15 protein-coding genes, 1 tRNA gene and 1 other RNA gene are annotated in these 15,764 nt (G+C 66.8%); 11 read left to right on the top strand and 6 right to left on the bottom strand.

The window, feature by feature from the left end:
• The first annotated feature begins 2 nt into the window (after positions 1-2).
• Both pta and JVX90_RS19980 read left to right on the top strand, forming a co-directional pair.
• Complete coding sequence (gene pta / locus JVX90_RS19975; protein ID WP_205330383.1) at positions 3-2,078, top strand: phosphate acetyltransferase; 2,076 nt, start codon at positions 3-5, stop codon at positions 2,076-2,078.
• Positions 2,079-2,151: 73 nt separating this feature from the next.
• Positions 2,152-3,351 carry an acetate kinase gene (locus tag JVX90_RS19980; RefSeq protein ID WP_205330384.1) on the top strand — a complete coding sequence of 400 codons (1,200 nt, stop codon included), beginning with the start codon at positions 2,152-2,154 and terminating at the stop codon, positions 3,349-3,351.
• 68 nt (positions 3,352-3,419) lie between these two features.
• Here JVX90_RS19980 and JVX90_RS19985 read toward each other — a convergent pair whose 3' ends face one another.
• The 3 genes from JVX90_RS19985 to JVX90_RS19995 form a co-directional block, all read right to left on the bottom strand.
• Positions 3,420-3,998 carry a hypothetical protein gene (locus JVX90_RS19985; protein ID WP_205330385.1) on the bottom strand — a complete coding sequence of 193 codons (579 nt, stop codon included), beginning with the start codon at positions 3,996-3,998 and terminating at the stop codon, positions 3,420-3,422.
• Positions 3,999-4,069: 71 nt separating this feature from the next.
• Positions 4,070-4,414: a hypothetical protein gene (locus JVX90_RS19990; RefSeq protein WP_205330386.1), complete on the bottom strand. Its 345-nt coding sequence runs from the start codon at positions 4,412-4,414 to the stop codon at positions 4,070-4,072.
• A gap of 205 nt (positions 4,415-4,619) precedes the next feature.
• Positions 4,620-4,708, bottom strand: a tRNA-Ser gene (locus tag JVX90_RS19995).
• Between the two features lie 60 nt (positions 4,709-4,768).
• Between JVX90_RS19995 and ffs the strand changes: the two genes are divergently transcribed.
• From ffs to JVX90_RS20010, 3 genes are all read left to right on the top strand, one after another.
• Positions 4,769-4,863: signal recognition particle sRNA small type (gene ffs / locus JVX90_RS20000), an RNA gene on the top strand.
• Positions 4,864-4,925: 62 nt separating this feature from the next.
• Positions 4,926-6,200, top strand: a complete 1,275-nt coding sequence (locus JVX90_RS20005; RefSeq protein WP_205330387.1) for an aminotransferase class I/II-fold pyridoxal phosphate-dependent enzyme — start codon at positions 4,926-4,928, stop codon at positions 6,198-6,200.
• Positions 6,201-6,243: 43 nt separating this feature from the next.
• Positions 6,244-8,517 (top strand): DNA polymerase III subunit gamma and tau, encoded by a 2,274-nt coding sequence (locus JVX90_RS20010; protein WP_205330388.1) that lies wholly within the window; start codon positions 6,244-6,246, stop codon positions 8,515-8,517.
• A gap of 13 nt (positions 8,518-8,530) precedes the next feature.
• Here the strand turns inward: JVX90_RS20010 and JVX90_RS20015 are convergent, their stop codons facing one another.
• Together JVX90_RS20015 and JVX90_RS20020 are read right to left on the bottom strand one after the other, a co-directional pair.
• Entirely contained in the window at positions 8,531-9,799 is a 1,269-nt protein-coding gene (locus tag JVX90_RS20015) for a class I SAM-dependent methyltransferase (protein ID WP_205330389.1), read from the bottom strand.
• A complete protein-coding gene (locus tag JVX90_RS20020; protein ID WP_205330390.1) occupies positions 9,796-11,208 on the bottom strand; it encodes an FAD-binding oxidoreductase in 1,413 nt (470 codons plus the stop codon). Before JVX90_RS20020 ends, JVX90_RS20015 begins: the two co-directional genes overlap by 4 nt.
• A 125-nt stretch (positions 11,209-11,333) precedes the next feature.
• On the opposite strand from JVX90_RS20020, the gene JVX90_RS20025 reads away from it, so the two are divergent.
• The 6 genes from JVX90_RS20025 (at position 11,334) to JVX90_RS20050 (ending at position 14,663) form a co-directional block, all read left to right on the top strand.
• On the top strand, positions 11,334-11,771 hold the full coding sequence (locus tag JVX90_RS20025) for an SRPBCC family protein (protein ID WP_205330391.1): 438 nt from the start codon (positions 11,334-11,336) through the stop codon (positions 11,769-11,771).
• A 62-nt stretch (positions 11,772-11,833) separates the two neighbouring features.
• The gene (locus tag JVX90_RS20030; RefSeq protein ID WP_205332518.1) at positions 11,834-12,697 is read left to right on the top strand and encodes a pseudouridine synthase; all 864 of its coding nucleotides are present in this window, start codon (positions 11,834-11,836) and stop codon (positions 12,695-12,697) included.
• Positions 12,698-12,781: 84 nt separating this feature from the next.
• Positions 12,782-13,111 (top strand): hypothetical protein, encoded by a 330-nt coding sequence (locus JVX90_RS20035; protein ID WP_205330392.1) that lies wholly within the window; start codon positions 12,782-12,784, stop codon positions 13,109-13,111.
• Between the two features lie 23 nt (positions 13,112-13,134).
• Positions 13,135-13,488 carry a YbaB/EbfC family nucleoid-associated protein gene (locus JVX90_RS20040; protein WP_205330393.1) on the top strand — a complete coding sequence of 118 codons (354 nt, stop codon included), beginning with the start codon at positions 13,135-13,137 and terminating at the stop codon, positions 13,486-13,488.
• A 9-nt stretch (positions 13,489-13,497) separates the two neighbouring features.
• Positions 13,498-14,109 (top strand): recombination mediator RecR, encoded by a 612-nt coding sequence (gene recR / locus JVX90_RS20045; RefSeq protein WP_205330394.1) that lies wholly within the window; start codon positions 13,498-13,500, stop codon positions 14,107-14,109.
• Positions 14,109-14,663 (top strand): hypothetical protein, encoded by a 555-nt coding sequence (locus JVX90_RS20050; protein WP_205330395.1) that lies wholly within the window; start codon positions 14,109-14,111, stop codon positions 14,661-14,663. Before recR ends, JVX90_RS20050 begins: the two co-directional genes overlap by 1 nt.
• Here JVX90_RS20050 and JVX90_RS20055 read toward each other — a convergent pair.
• Positions 14,649-15,686: a LacI family DNA-binding transcriptional regulator gene (locus JVX90_RS20055; protein WP_205330396.1), complete on the bottom strand. Its 1,038-nt coding sequence runs from the start codon at positions 15,684-15,686 to the stop codon at positions 14,649-14,651. The genes JVX90_RS20050 and JVX90_RS20055 overlap by 15 nt on opposite strands.
• Positions 15,687-15,764: the final 78 nt, after the last annotated feature.

Below are 15,764 nucleotides of genomic sequence, written 5' to 3' on the forward strand. Positions count from 1 at the left end.
GCATGACTGGCTCTGGCGCCCGCAGCATCTACATCGCGTCGGCCGAGGGGGACACCGGCAAGTCGACCGTCGCGTTGGGAGTGCTTGCACTCCTCGCTGCGACCGGTGGGCGCGTCGGTGTGTTTCGGCCGATCTCTCGAGCGGCGGCGGGGGAGCGCGACTACATCCTCGACCTGTTGCTGCAGTTCACCTCCGTCGACGTGCCGTATGACGACTGCCTCGGTGTCACCTACGACGATGTGCACCGCGATCCGGATGCGGCCATCGCCGACATCGTGGCCAAGTATCACGTGGTCGCCGAGCAGTGTGACAACGTTCTGGTGATCGGGTCGGACTACACCGATGTCGCGTCGCCGTCCGAGCTCGGATACAACGCGCGTATCGCCGCGAACCTGTCGGCGCCGATCATCCTCGTGGTGAAGGCTCTCGACCGTGAGCCCGCCGAGGTCAAGGCCATCGCCGAGATGCTGATGACGGACATCAGAGCCGCTCACGCGAGCACCGTCGGCATCGTCGCCAATCGGTGCGATCCCGACCGAGTCGCGGCGCAGGCGAGTGCCCTGACCAGCACCGGAGTCCGTGGATGGGCGCTGCCGGAAGACCCGGTGCTGACGGCCCCGACGATGGGCGAACTGCAGACGGCGCTCGGCGCCACTCTCTACAGCGGCGACGAAGCGCTGCTCGACCGCGAGGCGGTCGAGGTGATGGTCGGCGGAATGACTGTCGAACACATCCTCGAGCGCCTCAGCGAGTCGATGGTGGTGATCGCGCCCGCCGACCGATCCGATGTTCTGCTCGCCCTGGTCAACGCCAATGCGGCCGAGGGCTTCCCTCGGCTGGCCGGAATCGTCATGAACGGTGGGCTGCGGCCGCACCCGATGATCGATGCTCTGGTCAAGGGGCTGCGCCCGACCCTGCCGATCCTGTCGAGCGAGCACGGCACGTACGAGACGGCGCGCATCGCGTCGCACACACGCGGGCGGATGGTGTCCGGCTCGGCGCGGAAGATCGACGCGGCGATGGCGCTGATGGAACGTCATGTGGCGACCACCGAGCTGATCGACGAACTGAAACTGCACGTCGCCGAAGTGGTGACTCCCCAGATGTTCGAGTATCAGCTGATGGCTCAGGCGCGGTCGGACGTCAAGCACATCGTGCTGCCGGAGGGCGGCGACGATCGGATACTCCGTGCCACCGACCGACTCCGCAGGCGAGGCGTCGCCGAGCTGACACTGCTCGGCAACGTCGACGCGGTCCGTCGGCGGGCAAACGAGCTCGGCATCGACCTGTCCGGCGTCGACGTGATCGACCCGACGTCATCGGACCTGATCGACGAGTTCGCCGACGTCTACACCGAACTCCGCAAGCACAAGGGCATGACGCGGGAGCGTGCGCTCGAAGTGGTGCGCGACGAGTCGTACTTCGGCACGATGCTGCTCCACACCGGACGCGTCGACGGCATGGTGTCGGGTGCGGTGCACACGACGGCGCAGACCATCCGACCGGCATTCGAGATCATCAAGACGGTGCCGGGCGTGTCGACGGTGTCGAGTGTGTTCTTCATGTGTCTGGCCGACAAGGTGCTCACCTACGGTGACTGTGCGATCGTGCCCGATCCGACCGCGGAGGAACTCGCGGACATCGCGATCTCGTCGGCGCGCACGGCTGCGGCGTTCGGCGTCGAACCACGAGTCGCGATGCTGTCGTACTCGACCGGCGGATCCGGTTCGGGAAAGGACGTCGACAAGGTTCGGGAGGCGACGGCGCTCGTGCGCGAGCGGGCGCCCGAGGTCCTCGTCGAAGGCCCGATCCAGTACGACGCCGCGATCGAGCCGAGTGTCGCCGCCACCAAGATGCCCGACTCGCCGGTCGCAGGCCGAGCGACGGTGCTGATCTTCCCGGACCTCAACACCGGCAACAACACGTACAAGGCCGTCCAGCGGAGCGCGAACGCAATCGCGATCGGCCCGGTGCTTCAAGGCCTGAACAAGCCGATGAACGACCTGTCGCGAGGTGCTCTCGTCTCCGACATCGTCAACACCGTCGCCATCACCGCCATCCAAGCGCAGATGATCTAGGGCTCGCCGATCTGCCCACCCGCTCGCCGAGCCGTGCCATCTGCTCTTCGAGCGAAGTCGAGAAGGAGAATCCATGATCGTCGAAGGCTCGGTCCTCGTGGTGAACGCGGGGTCGTCGTCGTTGAAGTACCAAGTGTTGGACCCGGTCACCGAGGAGGTGATCGCCGACGGACTCGTCGAGCGGATCGGCGAGCCGATGTCGTCGGTGAAGCACTGGTATCGGGGCCACGACACTCGTCGCGAGGTCCCCCTGCCAGACCACGAGGCGGCGATCGCGTTGGTCCTCGATCTCTTCAAGGCCGACGGTGTCGACATCGCCGATTCCGGGCTGTCCGCGGTCGGTCACCGTGTGGTCCACGGCGGTCGGAGCTTCTTCGCACCCACCCTCATCACCGATGAGGTGCGGTCGGAGATCGAGCGGATCTCCCCGTTGGCTCCCCTCCACAACCCTGCGAACCTGACGGGCATCAACGCAGTCGGCGCATTGCTGCCCGATGTGCCGGCTGTCGCCGTGTTCGACACCGCGTTCTTCAGCGATCTCCCCGACGAGGCCGCAACGTACGCGTTGGACGCCGAGGTGGCGCGCGAGTACGCCGTGCGCCGCTACGGGTTTCACGGGACTAGCCACGAGTACGTGTCGCGCCGAGCCGCCGACTTCCTGGGCCGCGACGTCTCCGACATCAACCAGATCGTCCTGCACCTCGGCAACGGCGCGTCGGCTTCCGCCGTCCGCGGCGGGGCGCCCATCGACACCACGATGGGCATGACACCGCTCGAAGGCCTCGTTATGGGGACGCGAACGGGCGACATCGACGCCGGCATCGTGTTCCAACTCGCTCGTGTGGCGGGGATGTCGATCGAGGACATCGACACGCTGTTCAACAAGAAGTCGGGGCTGAAGGGGTTGTGCGGCGACAACGACTTCCGGTCGATTCTGGAACGTGTCGCCGCGGGCGACGACGCTGCCGACCGCGCGTACCGCGTTTACCTGCACCGGCTCCGTCGGTACATCGGCGCCTACATGATCGAGCTCGGGAAGGTCGATGCGATCGTCTTCACCGCGGGTGTCGGCGAGAACGCAGCGCCTGTCCGTGCGGATTCGCTCGCAGGTCTCGAGACCTACGGAATCCGGATCGACGCGGATCGAAACGCGGTCCGGTCATCCGATCCGCGGCTGATCTCCACTGACGACTCGGCCGTCGCCGTGCTTGTGGTGCCGACGAACGAGGAACTCGCCATCGCCCGTGCCGCGGTGGGCGTCGTAAGCGTCTGACTCGTCCCTCACGAACAACTTCGGCACTCTCCGCCGCGCATACCGCGGCGGAGAGTGCCGAAGTTCAGTCAGCCTCGACGGCGGATCGCCACGGTGCGGGCGCCGACCACCGTCGCCGCGACGACCAGCACCACAGACGTGATGACGGCGACCCATGTCGCCGTCGAGACGCCGAAATCGGACAGGCTCGCGACCCACATGCCGACACCGGTGGCGACAACTCCTCCGACGGGCAGCGTCCACGCCGCCGCCTTGACCGTGGGGCCGGTGAGGTCGTCGTCCGACATCCGCAGGACACAGTAGATTCCCGCCAGCGCAAGAACGTATGCGAGCAGTCCGCAACCGGCGTAGATCGCGAGAACCGTGCCGGTGTCGGGAGCCGGCCGGACCAATCCACCGAACGCGACGCTGGTCGCAAGTCCCACGCCGATTCCCGCACCGACGAGACCTGCGACGACGACACGCACGAACCGATTGCCATCGGGGCCCCGCATCACAAGCCCGGCCAGGCGGGTCAGTGCCCCCACGACGCCGCCCACGATCACGCCGACGAGGACAGGCACGGCGAACATTCCCTCGCCCGCTACACCGGCACCGCTCGAAATGAGGTCCGCTGTTCCGTCGGCGCGGCTCGGCGGTTCACGCATGATGCGCACACTCCCGCTAATTGTCCGACGAATAGCGGGAAGCGACGCGGCACGCGTGAAGAAATGCGATGTCAGAAGTCGGCGTATCGGTCGACCAGGCGCTTCGCGTCGAGCAGGCTCAAGCGTCGGTCCGCCTCGCGAACGCGCTTCACCGCCTCTACGCGGTTCGACGCACCGGATGTCGCCGACCTGACCGACTCCGGTGTCCAATCAGCGGCAGCGGCCGTCGACGTTGCCGATGCCGACCTCGAACGGCCGTCCATTCGGCTAGCAGCGACCATTGAGGCCGCCGCAAGGGCTCCGACCGAGAACATCCACCATTCCCGGCTCACCGCAGCACCGACGGTCAACACGAGCATGCACACCGCAGCCGTTGCGAACGCCGCGGTCGTCAATGTGGAGCGTTGTCGGTGCATGAGGGTCAGCGTAGTCGGGGGCGTGCAGGCGATCCGGCGCGTCGCCTGGCGGAGGATAGGGGAACCGTTCGCTACGCTCCTCCCGAATCCGCTCTGCCCAAAACAGCAAGGATAGGGGAACCGTCGCTTCGCTCCTCCCGAATCCGCTGTGCCCAAAACAGCAAGGAGCCCCTGCCATCGTTCCTCAGGCAGGGGCTCCTTGCTGTGGCGGAGGATAGGGGATTCGAACCCCTGAGGGCTATTAACCCAACCCGCGTTCCAGGCGAGCGCCATAGGCCACTAGGCGAATCCTCCAGCACCAAGATGCTAGCTGGTCCCGGGTTGGGATCTCAAAACGGCCCCGCTACACTGGTCTACGGATCCCGCGCGGCGAGCATCCTGTGAACTCCCCCAGGGCCGGAAGGCAGCAAGGGTCAACGGGCTCTGCCGGGTGCGCGGGATCCTCTTATCTTTCAGGCGTTCCACAACCAGGCGTGCCCGGCCTGACCGGGACAGCGCGAGAGGTTCCACGTTGAACTACCACTCGATGAGTGTCGACGAGCTCCGTACCACCCGAGACGACCTGCGCCAGCGCTACGAGACGCTCAAAGCCGCAGGCCTGAACCTCGACCTCACGCGCGGCAAACCCGGACCCGACCAGCTCGACCTGTCGAACCCGATGCTCTCCCTGCCGGGCGACGACTACCGCAGCCCGAGTGGAACCGACACGCGGAACTACGGCGGCATCTCCGGACTGCCGGAACTGCGCGCGATCTTCGGTGAACTCCTCGGGACCGGCGCCGAACGCACCTTCGCTCTCGGCAACGCCAGCCTCCAGTCGATGCACGACGTCACCGTGTTCTCGCTCCTGCACGGCAACGTCGACTCGGCGAAGCCGTGGTCGGCCGAACCGATCAAATTCCTGTGCCCTGTCCCCGGCTACGACCGCCACTTCGGCATCACTGAGCTCTACGGCATCGAGATGATCAACGTCCCGATGAACCCCGACGGCCCCGACGTGGACGCCTGCGCCGAACTCCTCGCCGCCGACCCGTCGATCAAGGGCATGTGGGTGGTCCCCACCTACTCCAACCCGACCGGGTATTCGGTGTCCGAAGACGTCGCCCGTCGCCTCCTCGCGCTTCCCGCGGCACCCGATTTCCGCATCTACTGGGACAACGCGTACGCCGTCCACACTCTGGTCGACGCGGCACCGACGCCCCTGCCGATCCTCGACCTGGCTGAAGAGGCCGGCAACCCGAACCGGGTGTACGTGTTCGGATCCACCAGCAAGATCACCTTCGCGGGCGCGGGCGTCGCGTTCTTCGCGTCGTCCACGGCCAACCTGGACTGGTACTCCAAGCATCTGTCGGCGTCGACCATCGGCCCCGACAAGATCAACCAACTCCGCCACCTGCAGTTCCTCAAAGACGCCGACGGCGTGCGGGCCCACATGGACCGGCACCGTGAACTGATCGCCCCGAAGTTCGCCCTCGTCCTCGACATCCTCGAGGAACGTCTCGGCGAGTCGAAGATCGCATCGTGGACCACTCCCGAAGGCGGCTACTTCATCAGCCTCGACGTGGTCGACGGCGCCGCGGCACGGACCATCGCCCTCGCGAAAGACGCGGGCATCGCGCTCACCGCTGCCGGGTCGACGTTCCCGTACAAGAACGACCCGCACGACCGGAACATCCGGCTCGCACCGACGTTCCCGCCGATCGACGAGCTCCGCACCGCGATGGACGGCGTCGCCACCTGCGCGCTGCTCGGCGCCACCGAAGTCCTGCTCCGCGGTCACGAGTAGGCCGTCCGGCACCGCTGTCGGACGCCGCCGGTAGTCTTCACGTGTGGCCCTCTATCGCACGTACCGCCCGGCGACGTTCGCTGAAGTCGTAGGCCAGGAGCACGTCACCGCTCCGCTCAGCAGAGCGCTCGATGCGGGCCGAATCAACCACGCGTACCTGTTCTCGGGGCCGCGCGGCTGCGGCAAGACGTCGTCTGCACGCATCCTCGCGCGCTCCCTGAACTGCGTTGAAGGGCCGACGTCCACTCCGTGCGGTGTCTGCAACTCGTGCGAGTCTCTCGGCCCCGGCGGCGCGGGCAACCTCGACGTCGTTGAACTCGACGCGGCCAGCCACGGTGGTGTCGACGACACCCGTGACCTGCGCGACCGCGCGTTCTACGCGCCGGCCGAATCGCGGTACCGCGTCTTCATCATCGACGAGGCGCACATGGTCTCGTCGGCGGGCTTCAACGCGCTCCTGAAGATCGTCGAGGAGCCGCCGGAGCACCTGATCTTCATTTTCGCGACCACCGAGCCCGAAAAGGTGCTCACCACCATCAAATCGCGTACCCATCACTACCCGTTCCGCCTGCTCGCGCCGCCGGTGATGCGCGGACTCCTCGAAGGCATCTGCGCCAAGGAGAACGTGCTCGTGGCGCCCGAGGTGTACCCGCTGGTGATCCGCGCGGGAGGCGGGTCGCCGCGCGACTCGCTCAGCATCCTCGACCAGCTCCTCGCCGGTGCGGACGTCGACGGAGTCACCTATGATCGCGCGCTCTCCCTGCTCGGCGTCACCGACTCCGCGCTCATCGACGCCGCAGTCGACGCGCTCGCCGCAGGCGACGGATCCGCACTGTTCGAGGTCGTCGAACGAGTCGTCGACGCAGGTCATGATCCGCGCCGGTTCGCGATCGACCTCCTCGACCGATTCCGCGACCTGATCCTCCTGCAGGCGGTGCCCGACGCCGCCGAACGCGGCCTCGTCGAGGCTCCTGACGACCAGCTCACTCGTATGCGTGCCGTGGTCGACCATCTCGGTGCGGCCACCCTGACTCGCTATGCGGAGGTGGCACACGCGTCGTTGGGCGAGATGCGGGGAACCACGTCGCCGCGTCTGCTCCTCGAGGTGATGTGCTCGCGGATGCTGCTGCCCGGTGCATCCTCCGATGCCGCAGCGCTTCTGCAACGCATCGAGACCCTCGAACGACGCCCGGCAGGTGTCGCGCAGGAGGCTGCAGGTTCGGTTCCCACGGTTGAACGTCCCGCCGCCCCCACCGCGCCGGGGCCCGACGAGCCGCCGTCGCGTTTTGTCCGCCCGTCCCAGCGCAAGGCGGTTGAGGAAGCACCGGAACCGGCTGCCCCGGCCCCGGCTTCCGTTGTGGAGGCAGTGCCGGTGCGAGTCGCACCGGCACCTACTCCGCAGCCCGAACAGGAGCCGACTCGGGTCGAGCCCGCGGTTCCCGAGCCGAGTGAGCCCGTCCACTCAGAGCCTCAGCGCGAGGACGTCCCGCGGCAGGAGCCTGAGCGCCGAGAGCCTCCCCAACCGGAGCCTCCCCAACCGGAGCCTCCTCGGCAGGAGCCGACGCGCCCCGAACCCCAGCGCCCCGAACCCCAGCGCCCCGAACCCCAGCGCCCCGAACCCCAGCGTTCGGAGCAGCAACACGAGAGACGTCGACCGGAACCCGCCGATGACATCCCGCTCCCGCCGGAGCCTGCGATGGACGCGCCGCCGGAGTCGTACGACGCTCCGCGTCGTGCTCCCGAACCGGCGCCGGAACCGGAGCCGCAGCCTGTCGACAGTGCACTGACAGTGGAAGAGGTGTCGGCCCGGTGGCCGGACATCCGAGCCGCCGTCCGTACTCAGAGCACCGTCCTCGAGGCGATGTTGTCGGCGGCTTTTGTACACGCGGTCGCGGGAACCGAGATCGTCCTCGGGCATCCGCACAGTGCGCTCGTGGGCCGTCTGGCCGACGAACGCGGACTGCGCGCACTGACGACTGCGATCGGAGAGGTCTTCGGGCCGGGCAACAGCGTGAGCGTTGTTCAGGCGACCCCCGACTCCACCCCCGCCGCGGTCAAGACAGTCGCCTCGCAGGAACCGCAGAAGCGTCAGACGTTCACTCGGCCCAGCCGTCCACAGGAGGAGCAGGCGCCCGAGCCCGAACCCGAACCGGAGCCGGAACCCGAGCCGCTCACCGCGGACGAGGACCTCACCGACGACGAGCGCGACGAGATGGTCGCCGAAGTTCACAATGCGAGCCCGGACGCCCGACTCGACCCCGATCAGGTCGCGCTCGAACTGCTCAAGTCGGAGCTCGGAGCGCGACCCGTCGAGTAGTCCGGCGGGTCGGTCAGGCGTCCCACCACGGCCGCAGCGGGAGGGTCTGTGCGCCGTCGTCGTCCAGGCGGGTGGCCAGGGCGTGGTGGAGCTGGACGATGTCGCGTTCGAAGCCGATCCGACACCCGGCCATGTAGAGCCCCCACTGTCGTGCGGTGCCTTCGCCGACTTCGGCGACGGCCTCGTCCCAGTTCTTCACGAGGTTGGCGTTCCAGTCGCGCAACGTCATCGCGTAGTGGATGCGGAAGTTCTCCTCGTGGACAACTTCGAGATTCGGCACATCCTGCATCTTGGAGATGATCGTGCCCGCACCGGTGAGTTCCCCGTCCGGGAACACGTAGCGCTCGATGAACGGGCCTGCCTTGCTCTTGTGACGGTTGTCCGGACGGGTGATGCAGTGGTTGAGGATCATTCCGCCGGGCCGGACCTTGTCGCGCATGAACGTGAAGTACTTCGGGTAGTTCGCGACGCCGATGTGCTCGGTGAGGCCGATCGACGAGACGGCGTCGAACCCCGACTCGGGAACGTCCCGGTAGTCGCTGTGCCGTACCTCGGCGAACTCCGCCAGACCTTCGGCGACGATCGCGGCCTGAGCCCACTGCGCCTGTTCCTGCGACAGCGTGACGCCGAGCGTGTGGACGCCGCGTCGAGCCGCGTACCGAACCATGCCACCCCAGCCGCAACCTATGTCGAGCAGACGGTCACCGGGCTGCAGCCGCAGCTTGTCGAAGATAAGGCGGTACTTGTTCTCCTGTGCCTGCTCGAGCGTCGCTTCCTCGGTCGGGTAGACGGCGCACGTGTACGTCATCGATTCGCCGAGGACGAGTTCGTAAAACCGGTTGGAGACGTCGTAGTGGTAGCTGATCGCCTCGGCGTCTCGCTCCTTGCTGTGGCGGAGTCCTTCGGCGAATCGCCGCCATTTCGGCAGCGACTCCTGCGGTGGCGGCGCGATCGGCTTGAAATGCTCAACGCCTATGTCGCGCGCCATCTGCGCGAGTTCGAGGGGCCCGGGTTTCGTGAACTTCAGGTCACCTGCGAGAGCCTGAAGCGTCGCGTACGGGTCGCCGGGGTGGCTCCCGACAAGCTCCAGATCGCCCGAGACGTAGGCGCGCGCCAAACCGAGATCACCCGGGGCGGTGACCAGGTACGTCGTGCCGCGCGGGTTCTTCAAGTGCAAGCCGTAGTCGGCGTCGGCGGGACCAGCGCTGCTGCCGTCGTACGCGGTCACCCGGATTCCGAGCTCGTGACCGACCAGTTTCTCGAAGATGTGCGCCAGTTTCACTGCTGCTTCACCGCTTTCTCGTAGAGGCCGAGGAGTCTGCCGTCCGGGTCGTACCGCTTCTTCAACGCCGGGTATGTCTCGCCTCCGTAGAGGCGGGAGAACTCGTCCTTCGGATAGAACGACTCCGAGTACAGCGACTTGTGGCCGCCCAACTCGCTGACCTGTTGTTCGATCAGCCTGTTCGTGTGTCCCGGATGTCCGGGGGTCACGGGGACCGCCGACCAGAAGCCGACGTTCACGTAGGTGCGACCGCGCTGCAGGGGATACAGGGGCCACGGTTGCTGTGCGTCTCCGGGCGACGGTTCGGCCAGTTTGAGCGGGCACAGCCAGATCGGTTCGATCGGGACCTCTCGCAGGAACCAGCGCATGAAGTCGGCGGTCCGATCGATCGGGACCTCGATGTCTTGCACCACTCGCTCGTTGGCCGGGAGTCCCCTGCGGGCGTTGAGTCTGTCGGCGATGTTCCACCGATGGTCGTAGCCGATGAGCTTCCAGTAGAAGCTGCTTCGGAGGTACTTCTTGGGCCAGAACCGGCGGATGCGCGGGTTCTGTGCGCCGAACGCACGCGAACACCAGAACCAGTCGGTGTCCCACCGCCACAGATAGTCGCGAATCGTCAGACGGTCTCGTTTCGGATTGTCGACGTCGTCGTGCTGAATCGATCGGTAGTAGATGTCGCGATCGGTGTAGTCGCTGACCGGGCCGGGTTCATCGGTCTGACGTCCGAGCACGAGGTAGCACTCGTCGGCGGAGAAGACGACACCGTCCAGGTAGTCGACCCGTTCGCCCTGGTAGACGTGGTCGTCGGCGACAGCGGTCATCGTCGACTCCATGGTGTCGAGGTCGGTGAATCGGACGTGACGTAGTTCGACGAACGGTTCGACCTTCTCCAGCGTGATCGCGAGCCGGACCGAGTATCCGAGCGTCCCGTAGGAATTGGGGAATCCGAAGAACAGGTCGCGGTACTCGTTGTCAGGTCGTGCGACGACGAGTTCACCTGCGCCGGTGAGGATCTCGATTTCCTGGACGGCCTCGTGGGGGAGACCTGCGCGGAAGGCGCTGGACTCGATTCCCATGCCGGTGACGGCGCCGCCAAGAGTGATCGTCTTGAGTTGAGGGACGACCGTCGGCGCCAGTCCGTGAGCGAGGCATGCGTCGACGAGGTCTTCGTAGGTGCACATCCCAGCGACTTGTGCGGTCCTCGTGGTCGGATCGACCGAGATCACCGAGTCCAGGCCCGAGACGTCCAACCCGGGAACGGACACGTCGGCGCGCTTGCGGAACAGGTTCGACGTCTTCTTGGCGAGCCGAACTGTCGAGCCCGGCGGGATCGCGCGGTAGCTCTCCACGAGACGGTTCACGCCACGATCAAACGCGGCGACGTTGTACTCCGAACGTATGGCGGCCACCTAGCCACCGTAGCGCTGGTCACGATTCCGGCGACAGCGGATATCCCCAGTACCGTGGTGGGGTACAGGTTTCCGTGGTCACTTCCGCAGCGGGAACAGCGATTTTCATGAAGGAGTCACCTCAAGTGGGTCAGGTCACCGCCACCGCATCAGTTCAGATCGCCGCTCCCGTGGACGCCGTGTCCACGGCACTCGCCGACTACGCGTCGGTCCGCGCCGAGCTCCTCCCCGCCAACTACCGCGACTACACCGTCGTCGAGGGCGGCGTCGGCGCAGGCACCGTGGTGCACTGGATCCTGCAGGCCACCGAGAAGCGCTCGCGCGACGTCCTCGCCGACGTGACCGTGGCGGGCGACACCATCACCGAGACCGATCGCAACTCGACGATGGTGACGACCTACCGCGTGACTGCGGCGGGTGCGGGATCGCAGGTCGAGACCACCACGTCGTGGAAGGGCGCGGGAGGCATCGGCGGCTTCTTCGAGCGCACGTTCGCGCCCAAGGGACTGAACCGCATCCAGAACGAGCTGCTCGGCAATCTGAAGTCGCGCCTCGAGAAGTGAGTCGCAGGGGACGTCGCCGGATCAAACCGCTGGCCGCCCGGGATGGCGTCGACGCCACCCGGGTGGTTCTTCGTACCGGCGATGTCCCTCTCAGCATCGCGGAGACTTTGCTGCTGACGCCCTCGTTGAGTGGTTGGACCCGCGACGAACTGGACAGACGCGCCGAGGCGGGGGAGATCGTCGACGTCGACGGCGCACCTGTCGATCTGGAGCAGATCGTCACCAGGCCGGTTCCCGTGTATCTCTACCGAGATCTGCCGTACGAGCAGGACGTCCCGTTCGACATGCCGGTCCTGCACGTCGACGATCGGCTGATCGTGGTCGACAAGCCGCACTACCTCGCGACGATGCCGCGTGGCTCGCATGTCGCGCAGACCGCGCTTGTTCGGCTACGCCGCGAGTTCGGCGACGACGTCGCGCCCGTTCACCGGCTCGACCGGTTGACCGCAGGCGTTCTGCTCTTCACCCGCAGGTCGGACGCGAGGGCCGCGTACCAGGATCTCTTCTCCTCGCGCCGCGTCGTCAAGGAGTACCGGGCGCTCGCGAAGGCCGATACCACGCTTGTCGACGTCGTCCACATCGAGAACCGCATCGAGAAGAACGCAGGTGACCTTCGTGCCCGCGTCGTGCCGGGCGAGGTCAACGCGGTCAGTGACATCAGTCTGATCGAGACCCGCGAGAGCGGTCTCGGTCTCTACCGCCTCCGACCGTCGACCGGACGGACTCACCAACTCCGACTGCACATGGCCGGACTCGGAGTTCCCATCGTCGACGACCCGCTCTATCCGGTCGTCGACAGGGAACGGGTCGATGCCGCAGTCGACGACTTCACCAGGCCGCTTCGACTCCTCGCGCACTCCGTGGAGTTCGTCGACCCGTTCACCGGCTCTGCCCGGCGGTTCGAGAGTGGATCGTCTCTCGCGTGAGTGGTGTCCCTCCGGCGTGGCGATGTCACATACCAGGTCGCTCCGCCGCTCACGTACCACTCGGGCGATCGTTAGGATCGACCGGTGGCGATCATCGGGAGTTACGAGCGGCATCCGGACCTGGGGTGTGAGGCCGTCGTGTTCCTCGACGAGGAGTCGGATGCGTGCGTGCAACTCCAACGTGATCTGCCGGGCGGGCCGAGGGCTGCCGAGTACTGCCTGACCACGGGCGCGAGTGCGCCGGTGTACGACGCGGTGTCTCAATGGCGCCGGGTCGGGGATCGGTTCGAGTTCGCCCTGATACCCAGGGCGGCACGGTTGTTCGGCGACGAGGTGATCTCGTTCGACGTCGTCACCGACGGTGACGTGAGCGTCGACCAACTCGCCGAGCATGTGGAGCGACTGCTCCGCTGACCGCAGCGACTATCCTGGACTCCGTGACTGACGCATTCGATCCCAGCGCCCTCTTCGGTGGCGGCGGCGGAGACAACCCGATGGCCGGACTTCTCGCGCAGGCGCAGGAGATGCAGGCCAAGCTCGTGGCGGCGCAGGACGAGATCGCGAACACGACCGTGACCGGCCAGGCGGGCAACGGCCTCGTCACGGTGACCGGAACCGGCACGGGTGAGGTGACCGGCGTCGAGATCAAGCGCGACGTCGTCGACCCGGACGACATCGAGACTCTTCAGGATCTGCTCGTCGGCGCACTCGCCGATCTGGCGCACAATCGCGACGCCGTCACCGCAGAGAAGATGGGCCCGCTGGCGGGCGGCCTGCCCGGACTGGGCTGAGCGGACCTCATGTACGAAGGACCCATTCAGGATCTGATCGACCAGTTGGCGAAGCTGCCCGGACTGGGTCCGAAGGGCGCGCAGCGCATCGCTTTCCACCTGTTGGCGGGTGAGAACGCCGAGATCGATCGGCTCACCGCCGCGCTCGGCAAAGTCCGCGACGACGTGACGTTCTGCGCCGAATGCGGCAACATCGCGGCCGACCGCCTCTGCCGGATCTGTGCGGACGCGCGACGCGACGCGACCAAGATCTGCGTCGTCGAGGAACCGAAGGACATCTACGCGATCGAGCGAACCCGAGAGTTCGACGGCCGCTATCACGTGCTGGGCGGGGCGCTCGATCCGTTGTCGGGCGTCGGCCCGGATCAGCTCCGCATTCGTGAACTGCTCAAACGGCTCGCGGAGCAGGCGGACGGCTCGGTCGTCAGCGAGATCATCGTCGCCACCGACCCGAACACCGAAGGCGAGGCGACGGCGACGTATCTGCTGCGCATGCTGAAGGACTTCCCCGGCCTGTCGGTCACTCGCCTTGCGTCCGGCCTGCCGATGGGCGGCGACTTGGAGTTCGCCGACGAACTGACGCTCGGCCGCGCGTTGTCCGGACGTCGCGTGCTGGTCTGATGGATTGGGCGCGTCTCGCCGACGAGGTCGCAGTCCGCGACGGTCTCACCGAGGGCATGATCGCGATCGACGGTCGTTCCGGTTCCGGTAAGAGCACGTTCGGCGCCGAACTGGCACGTGCGCTCGCCGATCGTGGACGGTCATGCGTGTTGGTCAGCACCGACGACTTCGCGACGTGGGATCAGCCTGCTGCATGGTGGCCGGAGATGGAACGCGATGTCATCCGCGCCTTCGAGCGACGCCACGACTACGTGTACCACCCTCGGATCTGGGTGGACGGGGCGCCACAGGTAGGCCCGTCGGTGTGGCTCCGCTGGAAACCCATCCTGATCATCGAAGGTGTCACGTCGGCGCGCCGCACCGTGTTCGAGCGGCTCGCCGCCGCCTACTGGATCGACGGCCCGTCCGCAGCAGAGCGTCTGGAGCGGACCGTCGCGCGGGACGGTGAGGCGAGTCGGGCGCACCTGGCGGCGTGGCAGCAGTTCGAGGACGGCTGGTTCGCCGTCGACGGGACGCGGGACCGCTGCCGGGTGCTCGGCTCAGCCCAGGTCTGATCGCGCCGGGCATCCACACGTCTGACCGACCCGTAGGGCCACCCCGGGCACACTCTCGTCCTCCACATCTCTGGACTCCAGGCAGTCCAGAGCACGGTCTACGACCGCGTCCACCGGAAGGACGGCCGTGGTCGGCACCGGCTCGCGGTACGCGGAATCGGGGCCGTCGAACGATGCGAGCGCGATGTCGTGAGGGATGGCCAGCCCGGCGTCGCTGATCGCGCGGATCGTGGCGTCGGTCTGGCCGAGCGTTCCGGGGACGATGGCGTCGGGCCTGGTCCCGGACGCAAGAAGATCTCGAACAGCGCGGTACGCCGAGGGCGCGGTCAGGTCTGTCGGAACCACGGTAACCGACAGTCCGCTCGTGATCAGACCGTCGAGCCGTTGCTCGACCGTCTCGCGGTCCCCGCGCCCGGCGACAGCGTCGTCGACACCTCCGATGAAGGCCGCGGTCGAGTGGTGATGGACTCGGGCGAGGTGCTCGCCGATGAGCCGGCCCGCGAGCCGGTGGTCAGCCGAGACGACCGGTCTGTCCACCGAGCCGCGCATGCTGTGTGTCCACACGACGGGTACGTGACTGCGGCGACAGAGGTCGGCGGTGGCATTCGCGGCCACCGAGCCGACGACGATCAAGCCGTCGACGCCGACCTGAGTGAACGATCGGGCGAACTCCAGTTCGCGATCGGCGTCGAAGCCGGTGCTGCCGATCAGCGTCAGGATTCCGCGGGCGCGTCCCGCCGACTCGAAATGCTGTGCGTACGCGGCGAACAGCGGCATCGCCAGGTCGGGGACCAGCAGCCCGATCTGCTGCCAACGGCGAGGCCGTCGCAACGCCTGCGCGCGGCGATCCGGTCGGTAGTCGAGGCTCTCGAGTGCGGCCGTCACTTTCGCCCGCAGCGGTGCCGACACCGGTCGTGGACCGTCGTTGATCACATAACTGACAACGGCCGTCGACGTTCCCGCCACCTTCGCTACGTCGGCGAGTGTGGGTCGCCTCGGCGCCTTCTGCGGTGATGTCGTCACTTGAGCTCCTCGTCTGCCTCGCGCAATGATGCCCCTGACGAACCCTCGGGCGCGCTTTGAAATCACTCTGATTCTGAA

The sequence above is a fragment of the Gordonia sp. PDNC005 genome (genome assembly GCF_016919385.1).
Taxonomy (GTDB): Bacteria; Actinomycetota; Actinomycetes; order Mycobacteriales; family Mycobacteriaceae; genus Gordonia.

What these genes read in the sequence shown, in the direction of transcription:
- JVX90_RS19990 (WP_205330386.1), bottom strand. Translation starts at nt 4,414, where the DNA reads ATGCACCGACAACGCTCCACATTGACGACCGCGGCGTTCGCAACGGCT.
- JVX90_RS20050 (WP_205330395.1), top strand. Translation starts at nt 14,109, where the DNA reads ATGGATTGGGCGCGTCTCGCCGACGAGGTCGCAGTCCGCGACGGTCTC.
- JVX90_RS19980 (WP_205330384.1), top strand. Translation starts at nt 2,152, where the DNA reads ATGATCGTCGAAGGCTCGGTCCTCGTGGTGAACGCGGGGTCGTCGTCG.
- pta (WP_205330383.1), top strand. Translation starts at nt 3, where the DNA reads ATGACTGGCTCTGGCGCCCGCAGCATCTACATCGCGTCGGCCGAGGGG.
- JVX90_RS19985 (WP_205330385.1), bottom strand. Translation starts at nt 3,998, where the DNA reads ATGCGTGAACCGCCGAGCCGCGCCGACGGAACAGCGGACCTCATTTCG.
- recR (WP_205330394.1), top strand. Translation starts at nt 13,498, where the DNA reads ATGTACGAAGGACCCATTCAGGATCTGATCGACCAGTTGGCGAAGCTG.